At 70.5% G+C, this 23,746-nt stretch carries 23 protein-coding genes; 17 read left to right on the plus strand and 6 right to left on the minus strand.

Going from position 1 to position 23,746, the window contains the following annotated elements; all coding sequences use genetic code 11:
- The first annotated feature begins 66 nt into the window (after nt 1–66).
- From F9C12_RS38175 to F9C12_RS38220, 10 genes are read left to right on the plus strand one after another with little or no spacing between them, the layout of a single operon-like run.
- Nucleotides 67–333, plus strand: coding sequence for a gas vesicle protein (locus tag F9C12_RS38175; RefSeq protein WP_409463670.1), 267 nt, complete (start codon nt 67–69; stop codon nt 331–333).
- A 17-nt stretch (nt 334–350) separates the two neighbouring features.
- Complete coding sequence (locus F9C12_RS38180) at nt 351–788, plus strand: gas vesicle structural protein GvpA (RefSeq protein WP_409186631.1); 438 nt, start codon at nt 351–353, stop codon at nt 786–788.
- The gene (locus F9C12_RS38185) at nt 785–1,513 is read left to right on the plus strand and encodes a GvpL/GvpF family gas vesicle protein (protein ID WP_409463671.1); all 729 of its coding nucleotides are present in this window, start codon (nt 785–787) and stop codon (nt 1,511–1,513) included. The genes F9C12_RS38180 and F9C12_RS38185 overlap by 4 nt, the downstream gene beginning before the upstream one ends.
- The gene (locus tag F9C12_RS38190; protein ID WP_409186633.1) at nt 1,513–1,749 is read left to right on the plus strand and encodes a gas vesicle protein GvpG; all 237 of its coding nucleotides are present in this window, start codon (nt 1,513–1,515) and stop codon (nt 1,747–1,749) included. Before F9C12_RS38185 ends, F9C12_RS38190 begins: the two co-directional genes overlap by 1 nt.
- Nucleotides 1,750–1,762: 13 nt before the next feature.
- A complete protein-coding gene (locus F9C12_RS38195) occupies nt 1,763–2,335 on the plus strand; it encodes a hypothetical protein (protein WP_409463672.1) in 573 nt (190 codons plus the stop codon).
- Nucleotides 2,328–3,338 carry an SRPBCC family protein gene (locus F9C12_RS38200; RefSeq protein ID WP_409463673.1) on the plus strand — a complete coding sequence of 337 codons (1,011 nt, stop codon included), beginning with the start codon at nt 2,328–2,330 and terminating at the stop codon, nt 3,336–3,338. The genes F9C12_RS38195 and F9C12_RS38200 overlap by 8 nt, the downstream gene beginning before the upstream one ends.
- A 14-nt stretch (nt 3,339–3,352) precedes the next feature.
- Complete coding sequence (locus tag F9C12_RS38205) at nt 3,353–3,691, plus strand: gas vesicle protein (RefSeq protein WP_409186635.1); 339 nt, start codon at nt 3,353–3,355, stop codon at nt 3,689–3,691.
- Complete coding sequence (locus tag F9C12_RS38210; protein WP_409463674.1) at nt 3,688–4,440, plus strand: GvpL/GvpF family gas vesicle protein; 753 nt, start codon at nt 3,688–3,690, stop codon at nt 4,438–4,440. The genes F9C12_RS38205 and F9C12_RS38210 overlap by 4 nt, the downstream gene beginning before the upstream one ends.
- A complete protein-coding gene (locus tag F9C12_RS38215; protein ID WP_409463675.1) occupies nt 4,407–4,634 on the plus strand; it encodes a gas vesicle protein in 228 nt (75 codons plus the stop codon). Before F9C12_RS38210 ends, F9C12_RS38215 begins: the two co-directional genes overlap by 34 nt.
- Entirely contained in the window at nt 4,631–4,939 is a 309-nt protein-coding gene (locus F9C12_RS38220; RefSeq protein WP_409186638.1) for a gas vesicle protein K, read from the plus strand. The genes F9C12_RS38215 and F9C12_RS38220 overlap by 4 nt, the downstream gene beginning before the upstream one ends.
- Before the next feature lie 15 nt (nt 4,940–4,954).
- Here F9C12_RS38220 and F9C12_RS38225 read toward each other — a convergent pair whose 3' ends face one another.
- From F9C12_RS38225 to F9C12_RS38245, 5 genes are all read right to left on the minus strand, one after another.
- Nucleotides 4,955–6,133, minus strand: a complete 1,179-nt coding sequence (locus tag F9C12_RS38225; protein ID WP_409463676.1) for an FHA domain-containing protein — start codon at nt 6,131–6,133, stop codon at nt 4,955–4,957.
- Complete coding sequence (locus tag F9C12_RS38230; protein WP_409186640.1) at nt 6,133–6,678, minus strand: RNA polymerase sigma factor; 546 nt, start codon at nt 6,676–6,678, stop codon at nt 6,133–6,135. The genes F9C12_RS38225 and F9C12_RS38230 overlap by 1 nt, the downstream gene beginning before the upstream one ends.
- Entirely contained in the window at nt 6,675–6,929 is a 255-nt protein-coding gene (locus F9C12_RS38235; RefSeq protein ID WP_409186641.1) for a hypothetical protein, read from the minus strand. The genes F9C12_RS38230 and F9C12_RS38235 overlap by 4 nt, the downstream gene beginning before the upstream one ends.
- A 193-nt stretch (nt 6,930–7,122) precedes the next feature.
- Complete coding sequence (locus F9C12_RS38240; RefSeq protein ID WP_409463677.1) at nt 7,123–8,544, minus strand: MFS transporter; 1,422 nt, start codon at nt 8,542–8,544, stop codon at nt 7,123–7,125.
- 19 nt (nt 8,545–8,563) lie between these two features.
- Entirely contained in the window at nt 8,564–9,367 is an 804-nt protein-coding gene (locus F9C12_RS38245; RefSeq protein ID WP_409463678.1) for an SDR family NAD(P)-dependent oxidoreductase, read from the minus strand.
- Between the two features lie 556 nt (nt 9,368–9,923).
- Here F9C12_RS38245 and F9C12_RS38250 point away from each other — a divergent pair.
- The 7 genes from F9C12_RS38250 (at nt 9,924) to F9C12_RS38280 (ending at nt 22,656) form a co-directional block, all read left to right on the plus strand.
- Complete coding sequence (locus F9C12_RS38250) at nt 9,924–16,328, plus strand: aminotransferase class I/II-fold pyridoxal phosphate-dependent enzyme (protein ID WP_409463679.1); 6,405 nt, start codon at nt 9,924–9,926, stop codon at nt 16,326–16,328.
- Entirely contained in the window at nt 16,325–17,338 is a 1,014-nt protein-coding gene (locus F9C12_RS38255) for an NAD-dependent epimerase/dehydratase family protein (RefSeq protein WP_409463680.1), read from the plus strand. Before F9C12_RS38250 ends, F9C12_RS38255 begins: the two co-directional genes overlap by 4 nt.
- A 10-nt stretch (nt 17,339–17,348) precedes the next feature.
- The gene (locus F9C12_RS38260; protein ID WP_409463681.1) at nt 17,349–18,059 is read left to right on the plus strand and encodes a thioesterase II family protein; all 711 of its coding nucleotides are present in this window, start codon (nt 17,349–17,351) and stop codon (nt 18,057–18,059) included.
- Nucleotides 18,050–18,940 carry a DUF6206 family protein gene (locus tag F9C12_RS38265; RefSeq protein WP_409463682.1) on the plus strand — a complete coding sequence of 297 codons (891 nt, stop codon included), beginning with the start codon at nt 18,050–18,052 and terminating at the stop codon, nt 18,938–18,940. The genes F9C12_RS38260 and F9C12_RS38265 overlap by 10 nt, the downstream gene beginning before the upstream one ends.
- A gap of 73 nt (nt 18,941–19,013) precedes the next feature.
- Nucleotides 19,014–19,565 carry a (2Fe-2S)-binding protein gene (locus F9C12_RS38270; RefSeq protein WP_409463683.1) on the plus strand — a complete coding sequence of 184 codons (552 nt, stop codon included), beginning with the start codon at nt 19,014–19,016 and terminating at the stop codon, nt 19,563–19,565.
- Nucleotides 19,562–20,566 (plus strand): FAD binding domain-containing protein, encoded by a 1,005-nt coding sequence (locus tag F9C12_RS38275; RefSeq protein ID WP_409463684.1) that lies wholly within the window; start codon nt 19,562–19,564, stop codon nt 20,564–20,566. The genes F9C12_RS38270 and F9C12_RS38275 overlap by 4 nt, the downstream gene beginning before the upstream one ends.
- Complete coding sequence (locus F9C12_RS38280; RefSeq protein ID WP_409463685.1) at nt 20,563–22,656, plus strand: xanthine dehydrogenase family protein molybdopterin-binding subunit; 2,094 nt, start codon at nt 20,563–20,565, stop codon at nt 22,654–22,656. The genes F9C12_RS38275 and F9C12_RS38280 overlap by 4 nt, the downstream gene beginning before the upstream one ends.
- 229 nt (nt 22,657–22,885) lie before the next feature.
- Here F9C12_RS38280 and F9C12_RS38285 read toward each other — a convergent pair whose 3' ends face one another.
- Nucleotides 22,886–23,746 carry an NAD(P)-dependent oxidoreductase gene (locus F9C12_RS38285; RefSeq protein ID WP_409463686.1) on the minus strand — a complete coding sequence of 287 codons (861 nt, stop codon included), beginning with the start codon at nt 23,744–23,746 and terminating at the stop codon, nt 22,886–22,888.

The raw sequence follows: 23,746 nt of genomic DNA on the forward strand, positions 1-23,746 counted from the left end.
CGGGTAGCCGACCCCACATGTTTCCTCGGCCTGAAGAGAGCGGACGCGACGACGGCCGGAGGCGCGATGGCTGACGAGAGCCGATCGCCCGCCGGGCTGATGCGCGAGGCGCGCGCGGTGTTCGAAGAGCTGACCGAAAAGGACATCGAGTCCGTGTCGGCGTTCACCAAGGACGGCGACGGATGGAAGCTGCTGGTGGAAGTGCTTGAGCTGGAACGGGTTCCGGACACCACCAGCCTGATGGCCACGTACTGCGTGCGGGTCGACGCACAGGGCGGCTTCCTCGGCTACGAGCAGGTCCGGCGGTACGCGCGCGGCCAGGTCGACGCGTAGGAAGGGAAGGCGATTTCATGACCATGGCGACGGGACGGTCCGGTGCGAACGGTCAGCTGCAACGCGGGCCGGGCACCGGCAACCTGTACGACATTCTCGAACTGATCCTGGACAAGGGACTGGTGATCGACGCGTTCGTCCGGGTTTCGCTGGTGGGCATCGAACTGCTCACCGTGGACGCGCGGATCGTGGTGGCCAGCGTGGACACTTACCTGCGGTTCGCCGAGGCGTGCAACCGGCTGGACCTCACCCGGGCTTCGAGCGCCACGACGCTGCCCGACCTGCTGGGCGAGGTGACCGAGAAAGGCGCCAAAGGGAAGTCCAAAGGCGCGCTGACCGGTGCGGTCGAGACGTTCGCCGAGCAGTTCCAGAAGTCCAGCGACAAGGACGGCGAAGAGGCTGAGGAAAAGCCGCGCAGCCGCAGCCGCCGCAGCACCGCGAGGTCGAGCGAATGAGCACTTACCTTTACGGCATCACGTTCGCCGACCATCCCGCCGAGGTGAGCGGGCTGCGCGGCGTCGGACCGTCGGCGGCGCCCGCGCGGGTGCTCCCCGCCGGGGACAAGCTCCGCGCCGTGGTCGGCGACGTCGACGGCGAACTGCGGGCGAAACGCCGGGATCTGCTTGCCCACCAGGAGATTCTGCAGGCATTGTGCGAAGAAGGCCCGACCTTGCCGATGCGGTTCGGTGTCGTCGCGGAGGACGATACCGCGGTGGCGGAAGAGATCGCGGCCAAAGCCGATGTCTACACCGCTGTTCTGCAACGCGTTCGCGGGCACGTGGAGATGAACGTCAAAGCCTCGCACCGGGAAGACGTCGTGCTGGGGCAGATTCTCGCGGGAGACGAGGAAATCCGGAATTTGGCCGTCACCTTGCGCGAGGACGCCGGCCGGGGGCAGGCGGAACAGGTCCGGTTCGGCGAACTGGTCGCCGGTCGGCTGGAGCAGCGCGAGCGCGAGGACGCCGACGCGATTCTCGGCTACCTGCTTCCGCTGGCGGCCGAGCATTCCCCGGGCCCGCGGGTCGACGGGTGTTTCTTCAACTGCTCATTCCTGGTGCCCAAGGAGAAACTGACCGAATTCCAGGACGCCGTGCAGCGGCTCACGACCCTGGTCGAAGAAGTGGCGGAGGTCCGCGCACAGGGACCGTTGCCGCCCTACAGCTTTGCCGAGGACCAATAGTGGGACTGCTCGGCGAACTGCTTCTGCTTCCGCTGGCGCCGGTGCGGGCCGTCGCCTGGGTCACCGGGCACGTCGTCGAGGCCGCCGAACAGGAGCAGATCGCGCAGCTGCAGCGGGAGCTGGCCGCCCTGGAGAAAGAACTGGTGGCCGGCGGCATCAGCGAGGAGGAGTTCGACCGCAGGGAAGACGAAATACTCGATCTGCTCGAAGAATTCGACCGGGGGGCTGCCGGATGAACGGAGCGAACAGATGACACCGGGAATGAAGATCGCGGCCGCCGTGGTCGGCGGTTACGTGCTCGGGAGACGGAAAAAGGCGAAACTCGCCATCACCATGGGCGCCTGGCTCGTCGGGAAGAAACTGAACCTGGACCCGAAGAAGCTGCTGTCGGACGTCACGCGCGAGCTGGCCTCGTCGCCCGAGCTGGCCGGGGTCCGCGATCAGGTGCGGGACGAGGTGCTGGGCGCGGGCAAGACCCTGGCCGCGGACATCCTGACCCACCAGGCGGGGCGGCTGGCCGGTTCGCTGCAGGAGCACACCGGCCACCTGCGGGACAAGGCCGCTGGTCTTCCGTCGGCGGTCACCGGCCAGAAGTCCGAAAAGGACGATGAGGAACCGGACGAGCCCGACGACGCCGAGGACAGCGGCGCGGAAGAAAGCGACGCCCCGGCTCGCGCGCGCAAGAAGCCGCGCAGCACTTCGCAAGGGGAGCGCAAGCCCGCGCGCAAGACCTCCGGCAGCTCAACGACGCGGAAACGGGCCTCCTCGGGAGGCCGTACGCAGAAGCGTTCCTCCGGCGCGGCGGGGGTGAACCGTGGCTGAAATCCGTTCTGACAGCGACGAAATCGGCCCCCTGGCGAAACTTAGGGAACTGGCTTCGCGCAATCCCGCGGCGGAGCAGCTGCTGCACGCCGGCGAGGAGTACGCGCAGGCGAAAGCCGAGCAGATGATGGCCTCGGCGGGTTCCAAACTCGGGGAAGCGTCCCGGCGGCTGGCCGACGCGGGCGGCAGCGGCTCGCTGAAGGGATTGTTCAGCGCGGGCGAAAAGATCGCCGAAGGGAAGTCTCCGGTCCGGGCGGCGGTCGAGGCGGGCGGAAAAGCGATCAAGAACTCCGTGTCCGGCCTGTTCGGCAAACGTGGTTCCGGCGGCAAGAAGATCATCAACATCGTCGAGGACATCGACGTCGGCGTGCCGGTCCGCGAGGCCTACGACCAGTGGACCGAATTCCAGAAGTTCAGCAGTTTCGCCAAGGGCGTCGTCAGCGCGGAGCAGACCGGCGACACGACCTCGCAGTGGCGGTTCAAGATCTTCTGGTCGAACCGGTCGATGAAGGCCACGGTCACCGAGCAGATCCCGGACGAAAGGATCGCGTGGACCACCGACGGGGCGAAGGGCACGATCAAAGGCGTGGCGACCTTCCACGAACTCGCCCCGAACCTGACGAAGGTCCTGCTGGTCATCGAGTACTACCCGGCCGGGCTGTTCGAAAAGACCGGCAACATCTGGCGGGCGCAGGGCCGCCGGGCGCGGCTGGACCTCAAGCACTTCCGCCGGTTCGTCACGATGGCGGGCGAGGCGTCGGGCGACGGCTGGCGCGGCGAGATCCGCGACGGCGAGGTCGTGCGCACCCCGGAGCAGGTGCGCGAAGACGAGGACGGGCCCGAGCCCGAAAACGACGAGCCCGAGAACGAAGAGCCCGAAGACGAGGAGCTTCCCGAGGAAGACGAGGACGAGGACTTCGACGAGGAAGAAGAGGACGAAGAGGACGACGACGAGCCCGAGGACGAACGTCCGCGGAGCCGCCGGGCCGTCGCGGCCCGGTGACGAGGAGGCAGCAGATGAGCGAGTCCAGCCTGTCCGCCGGGAGGCCGGCCGGAGTGTCCCGCCCGGCGGGCTCCGGCGGCGGCGCGAACCTCGCCGACATCCTGGAACGGGTGCTGGACAAGGGCATCGTGATCGCCGGGGACATCCAGGTCAACCTGCTCGACATCGAGCTGCTGACCGTCAAGGTCCGGTTGCTGGTCGCGTCGGTCGAGCGCGCCAAGGAAATGGGCATCGACTGGTGGGAGCACGATCCGTCCCTGTCGTCCGGCACGCGGCGCGAGAATCTGCTGGAGGAGAACGAACGACTGCGCGCGCAACTCGCACTCGCGCGGGGAGAGCGAGCGGAACAGTGAGCTGGTATTGCTACGCGGTCGCCGAATTCGCGGCGGAAAACCCGGCGGAAGGCATTTCCGGGCTGCGCGGCTCTCCCGTCTCCGCCATTTCCGGGACCGGGCTGACCGCGCTGGCCAGCCCGGTCCCGGACGAGGAGTTCGCCGAAACCGCGCTGCGGGAGAATCTGGAAAGCCTTCCGTGGCTGGAGGAAATCGCCCGCGCGCACCACGCCGTCGTGGCCGAGGCGAGCCGCCGGACCGGCGTGCTTCCGCTGCGGATGGCGACGATCTACCGGGACGAGCAGCGGGTGCGGGAAATGCTCGCCGAGCATTCCGCGTCGTTCGCGGAGGCGTTGCGCCGGGTCCGGGGCCATGCCGAATGGGGGGTCAAAGTCTTCGCCTCGCTCGGCGGTTCCCCGGCGCCGGAAACTCCCGCCGAGGCGCCCGCGGACGGACGTTCCTATTTGCGCCAGCGGCTTCGCCAACGCCAGACGCGAGAAGCCCGGGCCACCGAAGCGGCCGAGGTCGCCGAGCGCATCGAAAAGGAACTCGCGCAGCTGTCCGCGGACGTCCACCGGCACCGCACCCAGGATCCCGCCCTGACCGGCCGCGCCGACCGCAACATCCTCAACCTGGCCTGCCTGGTGCCCGACACCGGCCGGGACCGGTTCCTGGCCCGGCTCGCGGACCTGCGGCGATCGGACGTCGCCGGCATCGAGGTCGAGGTCACCGGCCCGTGGGCGCCGTACTCCTTCGCGGGGACCTCGTGACGGCCGCGGCGGAGGAAACCGACCGGCTCGCCCTGGTCGACCTGCTGGACCGGCTGCTCGCCGGCGGCGTGGTGCTGACCGGCGACCTCGTGCTGTCGGTCGCCGAGGTCGACCTGGTGCACATTTCCCTGCGCGCCCTGATCACCTCGGTCCGCGAAGACCGCCCGGCGCCCTGGGGAAAGGAGCCACGATGAACGAGGCCGAACGCCTTCTCGGAGCAGCGGCCGGCGTGCTGCCCACCCGCCTCGAAACCGACGCGGACACGGTCGAACGCGACCTGATGAAGCTGGTCCTGACCGTCGTCGAACTGCTCCGGCAGCTGATGGAACGCCAGGCCCTGCGCCGCGTCGAGGAGGGCGGGCTGACCGAGGCGCAGGAGGAACGGCTCGGGCTCACCCTGATGCTGCTCGAAGACCGGCTCACCGAACTCCGCGACCGGTACGGGCTTTCCGCGGCGGACCTGAACCTCGACCTGGGCCCGCTGGGGACCCTGCTGTGACCGCGCCGCCGCCGGTCAGCGGGGGTCCGGGCTGAGGCAGCCGTCCTCCAGCAACGCGAGGTCCCGGGGAATGAGGGTGGTCGACATCATCAGCTCCTGGATCAGGTTGTGGTTGAGGGTGTTGCCCACCGGGTCGCCGACCTCCTCGCGGGTCAGCCGCTCCACGCCGGAACGGGCCAGCCGGGTCCGGACGCCGGTGACCAGGTGCTCGACCTTCTTGGGCGTCCACCGCTCCTCCGGCTGCAGTTCGGCGAGCTGACCCGCGGCCGCGCGCATGGTCAGCGGTCGCGGTTGCGATTCGGACGCCAGATAGCGCTGCGCGAGCACGACCAGGGCCAGCCGCTCCGCGGGGGAGAGCGCCCAGCGCTTCGGCGCCTGGGTCGGTTCCTCGTGCCGGGGGGCGGGCCGTTCGTTCCCCGGGCCGGTGACGTAGACCTCGATCAGGTGCAGCCGCCGCGGAGTCTGGACGAACACCTGGGTGAAGCCGTTCCCGAGCGGCAGGGGGTCCTCGTCCGGGAACAGCAGCAGCTCGCCCACCCGCAGCGGGACCCGGCCGGTGTTCCGCACGAACCACCGGCCGGCGTGGTGCTCCAGGATGCCTTGCTGCCTGCTGACCCGCGGGTCGTCCTCGCCGATGCAGACGTGCACCTCGGGCCGGTTGCGGCCGAACAGGATCCGGTGGTTTTCCCCGGGCCCCCTCGCGTAGCCGCCGGTGAGGGCGAGCGCGAACAGCGTGCCCGGCACCGAGGAGACGGCTCCGTAGGCGAGGCTCGTGTGCGAGTCCTGGAGCGCGACCCCGGCTCGGAGCGAGTCGGCCGAAACGCTTCCCGGCCCGGTCGTCCGCGCGGGAAGGCGGTGCGGAACCGCCGGTGCCGCGGCGACCTGTGGTTCCTCGTGCGGCGCCTGGACGGCCGCCGCGGTGCGTTCGTCTTCGGCGATGCGCCGCTCGCAGTGCTCCACCAGCGGCAGGACGTCGTCGCGGCCGTGCCGCAGGGCGATCCGCAGCCGGCGCAACGCGGCGGGGAAGTCTTCGCGCTGCAAATGGTCGACGCCGAGGGTGTAGGCGTCGTGCGCGAGTTCGGACTCGTCGGCGATCGCCTGCAAGCGGGCGCGTTCGCCGTCGCCGGCCGAGGCGACCGAGGCGAGGACCGCGGCGTAGTCCAGGGCGGGGGGAGTGCCGTCGGGGCTGGTCATCACTCGCGCACCTCCGTCCGGGGGTAACCGGTCAGCAGGGGTGATTTCTGCAGCGTCTCGATGCCCGCCGCGGTCGCCTTTTTCGCCCCCGACGGCGACATGCACATCACCGCTGCCGCCTCCTCGAGGGTCAGCCCGGCGTAGAACCGCAAGACCACCACCTGGCGCTGGCGGACGGGCAGCGCGGCGAGCGCGCGGGCCAGGTCGACGACGCTCGCCGTCCGGTCGGCGAACTCGCCGGAGTGCCGGACCAGCGCCTCGGCCGTTTCCTTGCCCGGGTACAGGAAGTCGGTGATCTGCTCGCGGCGCCGGGAGTGCTGCCGCAGCCAGTTGCACATCCGGTGGTGCGCGAGCTGGAACAGGAAGTTCTCCGGCTCGTGCATCTCCCCGTCCTCCTGCAGCCATTTCGCGCACAGCACCCGGAAGACCTCCTGGGCGACGTCCTCGGCCGCCTCGGCCGAGGGCAGCATCCGGCGCAGATACCTGAGGACCCGGTGCTGGTGCCGCTCGTAGAACACCCGCAGCGGATCGGGGCCGTCGGTCACCGCGCTTCGGGCAGCCCGCCCGCCGCGGCCGGGACGACCGTCACCGACCACTCGCCTCCCGGCTCCCGGCTCGCGATCCGGCCCGAGCACCCCGAGGCGCTCAAGGTCTCGGTGACCGAAACGATCGTCTCGCCCCGTATCGCGCGCGCCGCGACGTCCGCGCGGACCCGCAGGAAATCGAGCAGCATCCGGGCGATGCTACGCGGCCGGGGAATGCGCACATAGTCGGTCTCAAGGTGGTCGATCGGCACCGGGGTCTCCCTTCGGACAGTGTCACCGGGAGAACCACCGCGACCGCCGGGCAGGGACCGTCCTCGGCCGAAGTTTCTCGGAAACTTCCCGGAAGAAGCCGGTGACCAGGGCGAACGGGTCACCGCGAAGGGCTCCGGCCGGGACTGGCGGACGGCCAATAGCGGGGTGCTCGTGCTCCGGCGCGGATTCCCCTCAGTCCTCGGTGCTGAATTGCCGAGGATCGTTTTCCGGAAGCCGGGCGCGCAAAGCGAAGTTGGCGATAACCGCGCCCACTGCCACCAGAACGGCCGCCACGAGCAACGCTTGGTGGTAACCGCTGAGGAACGCTTCGCGGAACAGGGCTCCGCGGTGCGCTTCCGCCGTTTGCCGCGCGGTGAGCACGGCTCCGATGACGGTGACGCCCAGCAATCCGCCGATCTGGCGGACGGTGCTGAAGACGGCCGTGGCCACTCCGGCCTGGCGGCCGGGCATGGCGGCGAGCACGGTCGCGGTCAGCGAGGTGGTGAATCCTCCGCCGATGCCGATGACCAGCAACGGCGGCATCACCTCGGCGAAGGTCGCGTTCGCGTCGAGCAGTGCGGCGCCCGCGATGCCGGCGGCGATCAGCGCCATCGCGCCCGACACCGAGCGGTGCGCGCCGAACCGCGCGGCCGCCCAGCCGCTGAGCACCGAGCCGGCGATCATGAGCACGGCCATCGGCACGAAGGCGAGCCCGGCCTCGGTCGGCGAAAACCGCAGGACGTCTTGCAGGTACAGGGAAGTGAAGAAGAAAATCCCGAACAATCCGAAAGCCCAGATGAACATCGTGGCGACGCCGCCGCCGAAAACCCGTTCTCCCAGCAGGCCGATGTTCAGCATCGGATGCGCGACCCGGGTTTCGACCACGGCGAAGACCGCGGCCAGCAGCGCGGCCGCGACGAATCCGCCGACGATCGCCGGGGAGCCCCAGCCGGAATCGTGTCCTTCGATCAGAGAGAACGTCAATGCGAACAACGCGCCGCCGGACGCGAGCGTTCCGGCGACGTCCAGCGGCGGTTTCCGCCCGGCCGGCTTCGGCAGGCGGATCGCCCAAGCGCCGAGGGCGAGCGTGGCGACGCCGACCGGGACGTTGACGAAGAAGATCCAGCCCCAGGAGAGGTGCTGGCTGAGCACTCCGCCGAGCAGCGGGCCGACCGCGAGCGCGAGGGCCCCGACGGCGTTCCACACGCCGACCGCGTTGGCCCGCTGGCGTTCGTCCGGGTACGCGGCCGAGATGATCGCCAGGGTCGTCGGCGTGACCGCGGCGGCGCCCAGGCCCTGGCAAGCTCGTCCGGCCACCAGCATTCCCGGGCTGGCGGCCAGGCCGGCCACGAGCGAAGACACGGTGAAGAGGCCGAGGCCGATCAGGAACAGCGGCCGCCAGCCGTGGATGTCGCCCAGCCGTCCGCCGAAGAGCAGGAAGGTTCCGAAAACCAGGATGTAGGCGCTGACCACCCATTCCAGGCCGGACGCGGAAAACCGGAGGTCTTCCTGGATCGACGGCAGCGCCACGTTGACGATGTTGTTGTCGAGGTAGGCCATGAAGGTCGCGAGCGACACCGCGATCAGGGTGCAGCGCCGCCGCGCGGAATTCATGGGCTCCCCGCGCGGGCGGTCACCCTCGGCTGGTCTTCGATACCGCATCGGCGTCTTTCGGGGAATCCGCGGCGAACGGCCGGACGAGTGCCCGGGGCAGGGTCCGGGAGCCGATGGCCGCCAGCTTGTAAAGGGTTCCCGGGATCACCAGCGGTTTGTTCCGGGACAGTCCGCGCAGCGAATCCCGGACCACCTTTTCCCGGCTCACCCACGCGATTCTCGGCAAGGTTATCCCGGCGGTCAGGTCGGTCGGCACATAGCCGGGACACACCACGGTGACCGCGACCCGGGAATTCCTCGCCTTCAATTCGAGCCGGATGCTTTCGCTGAGCGAGCAGAGATACGCTTTGGTCGCGCCGTAAGTCGCGCTGTTGCGGAAAGCCGGGAGCTGGCCCGCCAGCGAGGAGATGTTGAGTATCCCGCCCCGGTCGCGTTTCGTCATCGACGCGAGCGCCGCGTGGCACAGCCGGGTCGGCGCGAGCGCGTTGACCAGCAAGGTCCGCTGCTCGCTGTCGACCGGGCAGTCGGCGAACGGCTCGGTCTCGCCGACGCCCGCGTTGTTGACCAGGAGATCGACCGGGTTGCGGTCGTCGGCCAGCCGGTTCTCCACGAGTTCGAGCCGGGCGGGATCGGCGAGGTCGGCGACCAGGACTTCGACCTCGACCCGGTGGCGCTCCCGGATGCGCTCGGCGACGGCTTCCAGCAAGGCGCCGCGCCGGGCCACTAAAACGAGGGAACATCCACGTGACGCAAGTTTCTCGGCGAAGCTCTCGCCGATTCCCGCGGACGCTCCGGTGACGAGCGCGCGCTGATATTCGCCCATCGAGCGAAGGTAACACGCGTGCGGCCCGGTCAGGTGAAGATTGGCTGCGCAGGTGTTTTGTCGCCATTGTCCTTCAACGACAATCCCGGCGGTCGGGTGTCCTCTGTGGACCTTCGAGCTGCTGCCGGAGGGGATTCGAAGAGGAACGCCAGGTAATCGGCGACCGCTGACCGAGCGCATGCTTCGCGACCGTTCGGGCGAAACGTTTCCGGCTGTTCGCACCACGGGTTTTCGCGGTGCTGGACTGTTCGAGTGAACTGCGGCGAATTCGGCTTGTCGGGCAGGTGAACGAGACTTAGCGTGACGGGAATCCGCCCGGCCGGCGCCGGATCGCGGTTCCGTTCCACTCAAGGGGGTGGCCTTGTCCGAGTGCATTCGTGACAGCGCTGCCGCCACTATTGCCGAATTCGTCGCGGTGAGCCGTCCGGGATAGCTTTTCCGCAACGGAGCCGGATGGTGTGCGGGGTCCGCCCCGCGGTGCGGCGGGCCGGTCCGCGGGCTCGCCCGCCCGTTTTCGCCGCCGCTTGTCCAGATCGCCTTGGGGGAGGTAGCGGCCATGGGCCGGGATTCGAGGACGACCGAAGCGCGTCCGGGTTCGCCCGCGACGCTGGCGGCTTTGCTGCGAGACCGGTTCGCGCGCGGACCGGACGAACTCGCCTACCGGTTCGTCACCGGTTCGGACGCGAGCGAAGCGTGGACGTACCGGCAACTCGACCGGTACGCGCGCGCGGTCGCGGTTCGCCTGCGGCAGGAGGGATTGCGCGGCAAGCCGGTGCTGCTGGTGCACCGGCCGGGACTGGACTACGTCGGCAGTTTTCTCGGCTGCCAGTACGCGGGTGCGATCGCGGTGCCGGCGTATCCGCCGGACACCGCCCGGTCCGCCCATTCGCTGCGGCGGCTGGCGCTGATGGCCGCGGACTGCTCGGCAACGCACGCGCTGACGACCGCGGATCTGGTCCAGCGCAACGGAAATCGCGATGCCGCACCGGGACTCGGCGCGCTCCGGTGGCTGGTCGCCGACGAGGTGGACCCCGCGCTCGCCGGGGACTGGGACGATCCGGGAACCGGCGCGGATTCGCTCGCTTTCCTGCAGTACACGTCGGGTTCGACCGCGGCGCCGAAGGGCGTCATGGTCAGCAACGGCAACGTGCTGCACAACCTCGCCGCGATCCATCGCCGGCTCGGGCACGACGAGAACTCGGCGATCGTCTCGTGGCTCCCGCTCTATCACGATCTCGGCCTCATCGGATGCGTGCTGACCGCCCTCTACGCCGGGATACCGCTGCATTTCCTGCCGCCGCTGGCGTTCGCCCGGCGGCCGATGCTGTGGCTGGAAACGCTGTCCGCGACCGGAGCCACCACCTCGGGCGGCCCCAATTTCGGCTACGAGCACTGCTTGCGCAAGATCACCGAGCAGCAGCGGGACACCCTCGACCTTTCGCGGTGGCGGGTGGCCGTCAACGGCGCGGAACCGATCCGATCCGAGACTCTGGAACGGTTCGCCGAGTTTTTCGCGCCGTGCGGTTTCGACCGGCGCGCGTTCTCTCCGTGTTACGGCCTCGCCGAGGCGACCCTGATGGTGACCGCCACCGATTCGGCGGCGGAGCCGGTGCGGCGCGCCTTCGACGCGAGCACGGTGGCCGAGGGAAATCCCGCGCCGCCGACCGGCCGCTCCGGCCGCACTGCCCGGCTCGTCGGGTGCGGTCCGGCCGCGGACGGGGTCACTGTCGCGATCGTCGACCCGGAAACCCGGAAGCGGGTGGTTTCCGGTCGGGTAGGGGAAATCTGGGTCGCCGGGCCGAGCGTGGCGAGAGGATATTGGGGCAAGGACGAGGAGAACGCCCGGGTCTTCGCGGCCGCCGTCGCGGACGAGCCGGGCGCTTCCTTCCTGCGCACGGGAGATCTCGGCTTCCAGCACCAGGACGAACTGTTCGTCGTGGGCCGGGCCAAGGACGTCATGGTCGTGCAAGGGACCAACCACTATCCGCAGGACATCGAGCTGACCGTGGAGAACGCGGTCGGCGCGGCGAGAGCGAACAGCGTCGCGGCGTTCTCCGCCGAGATCGACGGCGCGGAGCAGATGGTCGTGGCCCTCGAAGCAGCCGGACGGCCGGGCGACGACTTGGACAGTCTGCTCGCGACGGTCCGCTCTCGCATCGGAGCCGAACACGCGGTTTCCCCGCACGCCGTCGTCGTGCTCCGGCCCGGCGGCCTGCTGAAGACGACGAGCGGGAAACTGCGAAGACAGGCGTGCGGCCGGGCGTTCCGGAGCTTCGGCCTGGCCGTCTCGGCGGCGAGCGTGACGCGGACTTCCGCCCCGCGCGCCGACGCGGTCCCGCCGGCCCCGCCGGCCGTTCTCCAAGCGCTCGCCGAGGCGGCGGGCCGAACCGACGTAGCGGGCCGCGGCTTCGCCGAACTCGGCCTCGAATACCCCCAGCTCGTCGAACTGGTCCGGACCATCGAAACGCGATGGGGCATCGCCGTGCCGATCGGGCCGCTCCTGGTCGATCCCCGGACGGACACTCTGCTCGCCTTGTGCCGTCGGCGGCAGCAGCGCGCCGGCGCGACCCCGGCCGAACTCCAGCAGTGGCTGCGAGCGCGGATCGGCGACCAGCTCGGCCTCCCGGCGGCGGCGATCGACCCGGCGCTGCCGCTGGCCGAACTCGGGGTGGGCTCGCAGCAGCTGGTCGCGCTCGTCGACGAGCTGGGCTCGTGGCTCGGCTGCGAGGTGACGCCGGGCACGGTGTTCGACCATCCGACGATCCGGGAGCTGGCGCAGCGGCTCGGCCGCCCGGCTCCGGCGGCGCCGCCGGAGCGCGCGGCGGATCCTCGCGGCGAGGAACCGGTCGCGATCGTGGGGATCGGCTGCAAGCTGCCCGGCGCGGCCGACGCGCGGTCCTACTGGAAACTGCTGCTGGACGGGCGGGACGCCGTCACCGAAGTGCCCGCGCAGCGCTGGGACGCGGAGTCGTGCCCGGCCCCCGGTTTCGGCGGGTTCATCGACGGCGCGGACCAGTTCGACGCCCGGTTTTTCGGCATTTCCGCCCGCGAAGCGCAGCAGATGGACCCTCAGCAGCGCCTGCTGCTCGAGATCGCGTGGCAGTGCGTCGAGGACGCGGGCATCGCTCCGACCAGCCTGGCCGGCCGCGACGTCGGGGTGTTCGTCGGCATCAGCAGCAACGATTACGCGACGCTGCGTTCGGCCCGGCCGGACGCTCCCGATCTGTACACCGCGACCGGCAACGCGCACGCGATCGCGGCCAACCGGCTGTCCTATCTGCTCGACCTGCGAGGCCCCAGCCTGGCCCTCGACACCGCCTGCTCCTCGTCGCTGGTCGCGGTGCATCTGGCCTGCCGAAGCCTGCGCGAGCGCGAATGCGGTCTCGCGCTCGCGGGCGGCGTCAACCTCATGCTCTCCCCGATGCCGTCGATCGCCTTCGCGCAGGGGCAAATGCTTGCCCCGCAAGGCCGTTGCCGGGTGTTCGACGACGACGCCGAGGGCTACGTCCGCGGCGAGGGCGCCGGGCTCGTGTGCTTGAAACCGTTGTCGCAGGCGATAGCGGACGGCGACCGCGTGTACGCGACGATCAACGGATCCGCCGTCGCGCACGGGGGCCGCACCAACGGGCTCACCGCGCCGAGCGGTCTCGCGCAACGGCAGGTGATCCGGCGCGCGCTGGACAAGGCGGGAGTCTCGGCCGAGGAGATCGACTACGTCGAAGCACACGGCACCGCGACGAAACTCGGGGATCTGGTCGAATGGGAGACGCTGGCCGCGGTCTACGGAACCGGCCGCGCCGAGGACAAGCCCTGCCTGGTCGGCTCGGTCAAAGCCAACATCGGGCATCTGGAGGCCGCCGCGGGCGTGGCCGGCTTGATCAAGGCCGCCCTGGTCGTGCACCACGGCGAGGTGCCGCCGCAGCTGCACCTGAAAACCCCCAGCACCCGGCTGGCCTGGGCCGGTTCGGGACTGACCGTGTCCACCGAGCGGACCGAGCTGCTCAACCGCGGCCCCGCCCGGGCCGCGGTCAGCTCGTTCGGATTCGGCGGCGCGAACGCCCACGTGGTCCTCGAACAAGCCCCGCGGGGAGAACCCGCCGACCCGGCTCCGGAACGGGCCGCGCACGTGCTGTGCCTCTCCGGGCACACGCCCACCGCGCTGCGGACGCTGGCCGGCGACTACCGCCGGTACCTGGCAGCGAACCCGGAGACCGAGCTGGGCGACCTGTGCCGCGCCGCGAACACCGGACGCGCGTGGTTGCGCTATCGCGGTGCGGCAGTCGGATCCGCCGCGGAAGACCTCGACGCCGCGCTGGCCGCCCTCGCCGCGAACACCCCCTCGACCGCGGTGGTGCGGGATGTCGACCGGGCCGAGCGCCGGAAAGTCGCGTTCGTGTTCAGCGGGCAGGGAGCGCAGTACGCCGGAATGGGACGCGAGCTTTACCAGGCACATCCGTTGTTCCGCGAGACCATCGACCAGGCGGACCTGGTGCTGCGGCCGTTGCTCGGCTGCCCGCTCCCGGAACTGCTGTTCTCCGAGCCGGACGAGGACCGGCTGACGCGGACGCGGTACTGCCAACCGGCTCTCGTCGCGTTGGAGGTCGCGCTCGCCCGGCTGTGGATGTCCGCCGGAGTGCGCCCGGAGGCTGTGCTGGGACACAGCGTCGGGGCCTACAGCGCCGCGTGTGTTTCCGGCGCGGTCCAGTTCGACGACGTGCTCGCCCTCGTCGCCTTGCGCGCGCAGTACATGGAGGCGCAAAGCGGGAGCGGCGGGATGCTCTCCTGCCTCGGCGACGCGGAGGTCGTCCGGGCGATCGCGCTCCAGCGGCCCGAGGTCGTCGTCGCGGCGGTCAACGCGCCCGGTCATCTGGTGCTGGCCGGACCGGCCGCGCAGCTCGCCTCCGTCCGGCGCGAACTCGAAGCGCGTTCGGTGGACGTGCGGCCCTTGCGCGTGTCGCACGCGTTCCACTCGCCGATGATGGCCGGAGCGGCTCCGCTTCTGCGCGATGCCGCCAAGAAAGTGGCTTTCTCCGCGCCGGCGACCCCGTGGATCAGCGACCTGACCGGCGAAGCGGTCGGCAGCGTCGACGAGAACTACTGGGCGGACCACCTGCTCAGCCCGGTGTTGTTCGCGGACGGATTCGCCGCGTTGCAGCGGCTCGGCTGCGACGCTTTCGCCGAAATCGGGCCGAATTCGGCATTGCTCGCGCTGGGCCGGGCAATGACCTCCGACCCGGCCGAAGCGCGCTGGTTGCCGTCGCTGCGGCCGGGACGCGAGTGGGAGACCCTGCTGCGTTCGCTGGCACGGTTGCACTGCTCCGATGGCAGTGTGGACTGGGCGGCGCTCGACCGGCATCGGACCCGCGTACCCGTCGACGTCCCGTATTCCGTTTACGAACCGCAGTCCTGCTGGTTCGAGACGGCCGTCGCGGGCGAACCGCCGGGGGAGCCCCGGGAGCCCGCCGCCGGGCACGATCCGGCGACCGCGGTCCCCGTCCTGACCCGGCGAAGACTCCTGCACCACCTCGCCCGGGTGTCCGGATTCGCCCCCGACCAGATCCCGCCGCACGCCCGGCTGGGCGCGGACCTCGGGTTCGACTCGCTGATGGTGACCGAGCTGCGGCGGCACTTCAGCCCGTTGTCCGAGCGCCAGGCCGAGCAGGTGCGGCAAGCGCTGGCCGAAGACCCGACGGTGGAGCAGCTGGCGGATCTCCTGGAGGCGGGCGAGGACGAGCCGCCGGAATCTCCCGCGGAGCGGACCGAATTCGAGCAGTGGCCGGAGTACGTCGCTCTGCGGCAACGCCGGCGCCAGGTCGAACTCGGCGGCCCGAATCCGTACGCCCGGCTCCACGACGGCGGCAATTCCGGGCACGCGACGATCGACGGCAAGCGCACGGTCAACTTCGCGGCGTTCAACTACCTGGCACTGTCGCACCACCCTCGGGTTCGCGAGGCCGCCAAAGCTGCGGTCGACCGCTACGGGACCTCGGCGTCGGCGACGCCGCTGCTGTGCGGCCAGACGCCGCTGCACCGGGAACTCGCGGCCGAAATCGCCGCGTTCCTCGGCACCGAGGACGCGATGGTGTTCTCCGGCGGCCACTCGGCGAACGTGGCCATCGTCGGGCACCTGTTCGGCCCGCCGGACCTCGTCCTGCACGACCGCTGGATCCACGACAGCGTCGTGCGCGGCTGCCTGCTGTCCGGAGCGCAGCGGCAGCCGTTCCCGCACAACGACTGGGCTTCCCTCGACGACCGGCTCCGCGCGGCGCGCCGTCGCCACCGCCGGGCCCTGATCGTGCTGGAAGGCGCGTACAGCCAGGACGGGGACATTCCCGACCTGCCGCGGTTCATCGAGGTCGCCAAGCGGCACGATTCGCTGCTCATGGTCGACGAGGCGCATTCGATCGGCGTTCTCGGCGCCACCGGGGCGGGCGTCGGCGAGCACTTCGGCGTCGACCGGACCGACGTCGACCTCTGGATGGGCACGCTGAGCAAAGCGCTCGGCAGCCTCGGCGGATACGTCGCCGGCCGGGCGCCGCTGATCGAATACCTCGAACACACCGCGCCGCTCTACATCTTCAGCACCGGGATTTCGCCCGCCAACGCCGGGGCGGCGCTGGAGGCCATCCGGGTCGTGAAGGACGAACCGGAGCGGGTCGCCCGGGTGCGGGAACTCGCGGAGCTGTTCCGGGCCGGGGCGCGAGCGCGGGGGCTGGACATCGGGGTGTCCCGCGAATCGGCCGTGATCCCGGTGCTCCTCGGCGCCTGGGAAACGGCGATCGCGGTGTCGAACGCACTGCTCGCCCTGGGGGTGAACGCGATGCCGATCGGCTATCCGGCGGTCGACCGCGACCAGTGCCGGCTGCGGTTCTTCGTCAACGCCGACCACAGCGAGGACGACCTGGAGCACTCCCTCGACCGGCTGGTCGAGGCCATGCGCGCGGCGGGAGCCCGGCGGTGACCGGCGAGACCGTCCTGGTGGCCGGCGCGAGCGGATTCATCGGCGGCCGCTTGGCCCGCCGGCTCGCCGGACGCGGGCATCGCGTGCGCGCGTTGGTCCGGGAGCACAGCGATCGGCGGCAGCTGGCGGACCTGCCGGTCGAGTTCCATGTCGGTGCACTGTCCGATGTGGACGCGCTGACCGAGGCGGCGGACGGGGTCCAGTGCGTGTACAACTGCGCCGGGAAATCCGCGGACTGGGGTGCGTGGCGCGAGTTCCGCGAGGTCAACGTCGAAGGCGCGGCGAACCTCGTCCGGGCCGCCGCCCGTTCCGGTACCGTGCGCCGCTTCGTGCACGTCAGCACCACCGATGTCTACGGCTATCCGAAGCGGCCCTGCGCCGAGACCACGCCGCCGCGGGACGTCGGGCTGCCGTACAACCGCAGCAAACTGCTGGGCGAACGAGAAGTGCGCCGGGCAGCTGAAGAGGGCGACGTGCCGTTGACGATCGTGCGGCCGGTGTCGGTGTACGGCCCGGGCAGCAAAGACTTCGTCATCGAGGTCGCGAATCTGTTGCTGCGGGGGCAAATGATGTATGTCCGCGGCGGCCGGGCGCCGGCTGGCCTGGCGTATGTGGACAACGTGGCCGACGCGATGATCGCCGCCGCGGCCGCCGGATCCGCGGCCGGCCGGGTCTACAACCTGCGGGACCGGGAGGAGACCACCTGGCGCGAGTACCTCCGGGTGCTCGCCGGCGGATTGGGGGTCGGCGAGCCGAAACTGAACCTGCCCGCGCCGGTCGCCACGGGGCTCGCGCTGGCCTTCGAAGCCGTTTACGGTGCGCTTCGGCTGAATGGCCGCCCGATGCTGACCCGGCACGCGGTGCATCTGTTCGAACGGAACCAGTTGTTCCCGATCGACAGCGCGCGGCGCGACTTCGGCTTGCCCGGCGAGGTGAGCTTCGAGGAGGGCATGCGGCGCACGATCGACTGGCTCCAGTCGGAAGAGGGGCGGCGACACGTCAAGCGATAGCGAGAGCCCGGTGTCCCCGTGGCTGCCCGGTTTCAGCGGAAAGACGGACGCCGCCGTGCGGCTCGTCTGCCTGCACCATGCCGGGGGAACGGCGTCGACCTACGAGGGCTGGCAACGACCGCTGGCGGAGGTCGCGCAAGTCGTTCCGGTCCTGCTGCCAGGCCGCGGGCGCCACCGCCCGGCCCGTCCGTATACCAACCTCGAACCGTTGGTATCTGACTTGGCCACGACACTGATCGAACACGGGCTCGCCGACCGGTACGCGCTTTTCGGCCACAGCATGGGCGCGTTGCTCGCCTACGAACTCAGTTGCCGCTTGCGCGATCGAGGCCACGCCGAACCTCTGCATCTCTTCGTCTCCGGCAGCCGGGCTCCGCATCTGTACGGCACCGACGCTCGACTGTCCGCTCTGGACACTGGGGGCTGCGCAAGCGCCGTGCTGCAGGCCGATCTCGCCGTCTGCGACAGCTATGCATGGACGCCGCGCCGACCGTTGTGCTGCCCGGTCACCGCGTTCCGCGGAAGCGACGATCCGCTTGCCACTGCCGCGCATGTCGAGGCTTGGCGGTCCTACACGGAGGGATCCCTGGTGGTCCGCGAGTTCTCCGGCGGGCATTTCTTTCTCGCCGGCGCGGCCAGGCCTCGGGTGCTGCACGCCGTCCGCGCCGAACTCGCGGCCCTTCGTGCTGTGGTGGAGAAGGGAGAACCGTCGTGTCCCTAGCGCTCGCGGCTCGCGATCTCGATGCCTTGGAAAGCCAGGTGCAGGCCGCCTTGCGGTCCGGCGATTACCGGGACTTCGACGTTCTCGGCCACGGCGAGGACACGCTGGTCCTCAAAGTCCGTACCGGGGAAGGAACCTTCGCCTGCAAGCGGCTCCCGCCGTTCCCGGACTACGAACGGTTCCAGCGGTATCAAGACACGCTCGCCGACTACGTCCGACGCCTGCGCGCCCAGGGCATCACGGTGGCACCCACCGAGTTGCGCTACCTGCCGCACGGCCGAAGCGGCGGCGTGGCGTACTGCGTGCAGGAAGCGCTCCCACCAGCGCGGCTTTGCTCGAACCTTCTGCACACCCGCGATCTCGGCTGGGCCAAGTCCTTCTTCGCGCGATACCTGACCACGATCGAGCGAGCGGCCGGCCCCACGCTGGGACTGGACGCCCAGGCCAGCAACTGGTTCGACCTCGACGGCGAACTCGTGTTCGTCGACGTCACCACCCCCTTCCTGCGAGACAGCCGCGGCCGCGAGCAGGTCGACGTGGATTTGCTGCTCACGTCGTTGCCGTGGATCCTGCGCGGCGCGGTCAAGGCGTGCCTGCTCAAAGCCGCTACCGACAAGTACTACTCGACGCGCGGAATCGTGCTCGACTTCCTCGGAAACCTGCGCAAGGACCGGCTCGAGCCGCTGGTGCCGGTCTTCCTGGAGCAGGCGAACGAGGTCCTCGACAATCCGCTGAGCAGCCGCGAAGTGGCCCGCTACTACGCCGGCGACGCCCGGATGTGGGCGCTGGTGCAGCGGCTGCGCAAGGCGGACCGGTTTTGGCAGCGCACCGTGCGCCGTCGTCCTTACCCGTTCCTGCTGCCGCCCGCGATCCGCCGATGAGCGGGCGCCGGCGGGCGACCCCCGGGTGACCAGGCGGAGGTTTGGGGCCGGGAAGAGCGGGTATGGCGGCGGTATGCGACCGGGCGAGACGGAGACCAGGCCGGAAGCCGCCGGTGCGGTCCGGGCGATCGTGCTGCGCGTCGACGGGACCGAGCATCGGCTCAGCGTCGATCCGCGCCGCACGCTGCTGGACCTGTTGCGCGAGCAGATCGGCGACTACAGCCCCAAGAAGGGCTGCGACCACGGCCAGTGCGGGGCGTGCACCGTCCTCCTCGACGGCCGCAGAGTGCTGTCCTGCCTCACGCTCGCGCTGACCTGCGACGGCGCCGAGGTGACCACCGCCGCCGGCCTGGCCCAGGACGGCGAACTGCATTCGCTGCAACAGTCCTTCCTGGACCACGACGGCTTCCAATGCGGCTACTGCACACCGGGCCAGATCTGTTCGGCCGCCGGGTTGCTGACCGAGTTCGCCAGCGGCGCGCCCAGCCACGTCACCAAGCCGGTCGCTGACTCTCCGCAGTGGACTGACGAGGAGATTTCCGAGCGGATGAGCGGAAATCTTTGCCGGTGCGGCGCCTACGCGGGCATCCTCGCGGCGGTCCGCGAGGCGGGTGAACAGCGATGAAACCGTTCTCCTACGGCAAACCCGCGACGGCGGCCGAAGCGGTGCTGGCCGTGGCGGCCGAGCCGTCGGCGATGTTTCTCGCTGGCGGCACCAATCTTGTCGACCACTTGAAGCTCGGGGTCGCCCGGCCGGACCGGCTCGTGGACGTGACCGGCCTGCTGTCGACCGAGATCCGGGAGGAAGACGGCGGGCTGGTGATCGGCGCGGGAGTCCGCAACAGCGACCTCGCCGCCGACCAGCGGGTCCGGGAGCGGTATCCGGCGCTGGCCGAGGCTCTGCTGTCCGGGGCGTCGCCGCAGTTGCGGAACATGGCCACCGTCGGCGGGAACCCGTTGCAGCGCACCCGATGCGTATACTTCCAGGACGTCACGACCCCGTGCAACAAGCGTTCGCCCGGGTCCGGCTGCTCGGCCCTCGGCGGCTACACGCGCCACCACGCGATCCTCGGCGCGTCCGACCAGTGCGTCGCGACGCATCCTTCGGACATGGCGGTGGCCATGGCGATGCTCGACGCGCGGGTCCAGGTCATCGGCCCGTCGGGGGAGCGGGCGGTGCCGTTCCCGGAACTGCACCGGCTGCCCGGCGAGCACCCAGAGCGCGACACCGTGCTCGAACACGGCGAACTGATCACCGACATCACGCTGCCCGCCACCCCGCGGTCGCGTCGCTCGGCCTACCGCAAGGTGCGCGACCGGGCCTCCTATGCCTTCGCGCTGGTGTCTGTCGCAGTTGGACTGTCCATTAAGGATGGAGAAATCGAAGACGCCGGGATCGCGTTCGGCGGCGTGGCGCACAAACCGTGGCGCGCTCGGCGGGCCGAGGAAGTCCTCCGCGGTGCCCGGCCCAGCGCCGACGTCTTCCGCGCGGCCGCCGACGCCGAACTCGCCGAGGCCAAGGCGTTGGACGGTCTCGACGGAGGCAACGCGTTCAAGATCCCGCTCGCCGCGCGCACCCTGGCCGCGGTGCTGCGCGACCTGACCGCCGAGGAGCGCGACCGATGACCGGACTGCTGGAACCGCGCGCGATCGGACGCGGGCTCACCCGCCGGGACGGCCCGGCGAAGGTCACCGGAACCGCGCCGTACGCTTACGAAGTCCCCGTCGAGGCGCCGCTGTACTGCCATCCGATCCAGGCGACCGTCGCGCGCGGCCGCTGCCTGCGGATCAGCGCGGTCGAAGCCGAAGCGCTCGACGGTGTCCAGAGCTTGATCACTCCCTTCACCGCCGAGCGGCTCGCCGACACCGACGACGCGGAACTCGCGGTGCTGCAGGACTGCGAAATCCCGTTCCGCGGCCGGGTGATCGGGCTCGTCCTCGCCGAATCCTCCGAGACCGCGCGGCACGCGGCGGAACTCGTCGACGTCGAGTACGAGACCGATCCCTTCACCGTCCAGCTCGCGGCCGACGCTCCGGACCTGTACCAGCCGGACAAGGTCAACCCGAGCTTCCCGACCGACACGAGCGAGGGCGACGTCGAAGCCGGGTCCGCCGTGTCCGTGGACCAGACCTACACCACGGCGATGTACCACAACAACCCGCTCGAACCGCACACGACGACGGCTTTGTGGGACGACGGCGTGCTTACGCTGTGGGATTCCACCCAAAGCGTGCACTCGGTGCGGTCCACGCTCGCGAAGGTGTTCGGCCTGCCCGCCGAGCAAGTCCGGGTGATCTGCCCGTATCTCGGCGGGGGCTTCGGTTCGAAGGGCCTGCCGCACGCCAACGTGGTGCTCGCCGCGCTCGCCGCCCGGACCGTGCCCGGCCGCCCGGTGAAGCTCGCGCTGACCCGGCAGCAGATGTTCAGCCTGGCCGGGTACCGCACGCCGACGATCCAGCGGGTCCGCCTCGGCGCCGCCCGCGACGGACGGCTGGAGTCGCTGCGCATGGACGTCGTCGAGCAGACCTCGCGGATCAAGGAGTTCGCCGAGCAGACCGCGGCTCCCGCCCGGATGATGTACGCCGCGCGGAACCGGGCCACCAGCCACCGGCTCGCCCGGCTCGACGTGCCGGTGCCGTCGTGGATGCGCGCGCCGGGGGAGTGTCCGGGGATGTTCGGCCCGGAAGTGGCGATGGACGAACTCGCCGAGGCGCTCGGACTCGACCCGATCGACCTGCGGGTGCGCAACGAACCGGAGCGCGATCCCGAGACGGGTCTCCCGTTCTCCAGCCGGAACCTGGTCGAATGCCTGCGCACCGGAGCCGGACGCTTCGGCTGGAACGGGCGCGACCCGCGGCCGGGCGTCCGCCGCGACGGGCCGTGGCTGGTCGGCAGCGGCGTCGCGGCCTCGGTGTACCCGGCGAAGCGGATGCGCGGGTCCAGCGCGACGATCCGCTGCGAGAAGGGCCGCTACGCCGTCGAAATCGGCGCGGCTGACCTGGGGACGGGCGCGTGGACGATCCTGCCGCAGATCGCGGCGGACGCGCTGGACGTGCCCGTCGAGTCGATCGACCTCCGGATCGGCGACACCGCTTACCCGAAAGCCACCGTGGCCGGCGGCTCGACCGGGACCGCGTCGTGGGGCTCGGCCGTGGTCGCGGCCGCGCGGGCGTTCCGGGAAAAGTACGGCTCCGACCCCGGCGACGGCGACGAAGCACAGGCGGAAACCCCGGAAAACCCGGCCGAGAAGCAGTACTCGATGTACGGCTTCGGCGCGCAGTTCGCCGAGGTGCGGGTCGACGCCGACACCGGCGAGGTCCGGGTTTCGCGGCTGCACGGCACGTTCGCCGTCGGCCGGATCGTCAACCCGGTCACCGCGCGTTCGCAGCTGCTCGGCGGCATGACCATGGGCCTGTCGATGGCGCTGCACGAAAACAGCGTCCTCGACCCGCGGTTCGGGCACGTCGTCAACCACGACCTCGCCGAGTACCACATCGCGACCAACGCCGACGTCGAAGACCTGCGGGCGCACTGGCTCGACGAAACCGACCCGCACCTCAATCCCATGGGCAGCAAGGGAATCGGCGAAATCGGCATCGTCGGAACCGCGGCGGCGATCGCGAACGCGGTCCACCACGCGACCGGGGTCCGGGTGCGCGAGCTGCCGATCACGCTCGACAAGCTGCTGCCCGGCTTGCCCGGTGCGGCTGGATAGGACTGGGCAAGCCGGGCAGGAACACGCACTGCTCCGCAGCCGGAGCGCCCATCCCGTGACGCTCGGCGACGCCGTGCCGATCGGCAGGTGCAGTTCTCCGGTGCCCACCAGGACGATCGCCTTCTTGGCGGACGACCGGGCCGCGGAAACGCCCTCCCCAGCGCGGCTCTGCGTGCGGGATCGCGGCCTGGGAAGCCCCCACTGGCGGGGCTCCCAGACCGCGAAGGGGTCACGCCTTGCTGCGCAGCACCTCGAACAGGCTGGTCCAGCTGTCCCGCCCGTGCCCGGCGGCGACGGCGCGGTCGTAGTGTTCCTTCACCGCCGCCGGCAGGGCCACGTCGATGCCCGCGTCCCGGCTCGCGGCGAGGACGTGGTCGGCCGTCGCGCCCATCATCTTGGCGTTCGCCCGGTCGCCGGGGTGGCTGCCGCTGTCGACGTTCTTCGCCGCCTCGTCCAGCGACGTCTGCACCAGCGTCAGCAGTTCCGTCGCGTACGGCACGAGCGTCGCGGCGGACACCCCGGCGGTGCCGGCGAGTGCCGCGGAGTGCAGGAACGCCGACAGCGTGGTGAGGAACAGGTCCAGCAGCGACTGGTAGTACAGCTGCGCCAGGCCCGGGTCCGCGCCCCGGTAGTCCGGCCGCCCGATGACGCGCAGGGCCGGTTCGACCCGCTCGAACGTCTGCTGCGCGCCGCTGTAGAACACGAACGAGCCCTCGGTGCCGACGACCGGCGCGGGCACCATGATCCCGCCCGCGATCATCTCCGCCCCGCGCGCGGCCAGCCATTCCGCGGCGACCCGGGTCCGCTCCGGCGTGTCCGAGCTGAGATTCACCACGATCTTCCCGCGCAGCGCGTCCTCGGCCGGCGCGAGAATGTCGTACATCGCCTGATAATCGGTGAGGCTCAGCAGCACCAGTTCGTTCGCCGCCAGTGCCTCGGAGACGGTCGCCGCGCGCTTCGCGCCCTCGGCCACCAGCCCGTCGGCGCGGCTCGCGGTGCGGTTCCACACCGTCACCTCGTGGCCCGCCGCCAGGTAGGCCCGCACCATCGCCTGGCCCATCGGGCCGAGGCCGATCATCGTCACATTCAC

Source organism: Amycolatopsis sp. GA6-003 (assembly GCF_046267895.1).
GTDB lineage: Bacteria > Actinomycetota > Actinomycetes > Mycobacteriales > Pseudonocardiaceae > Amycolatopsis.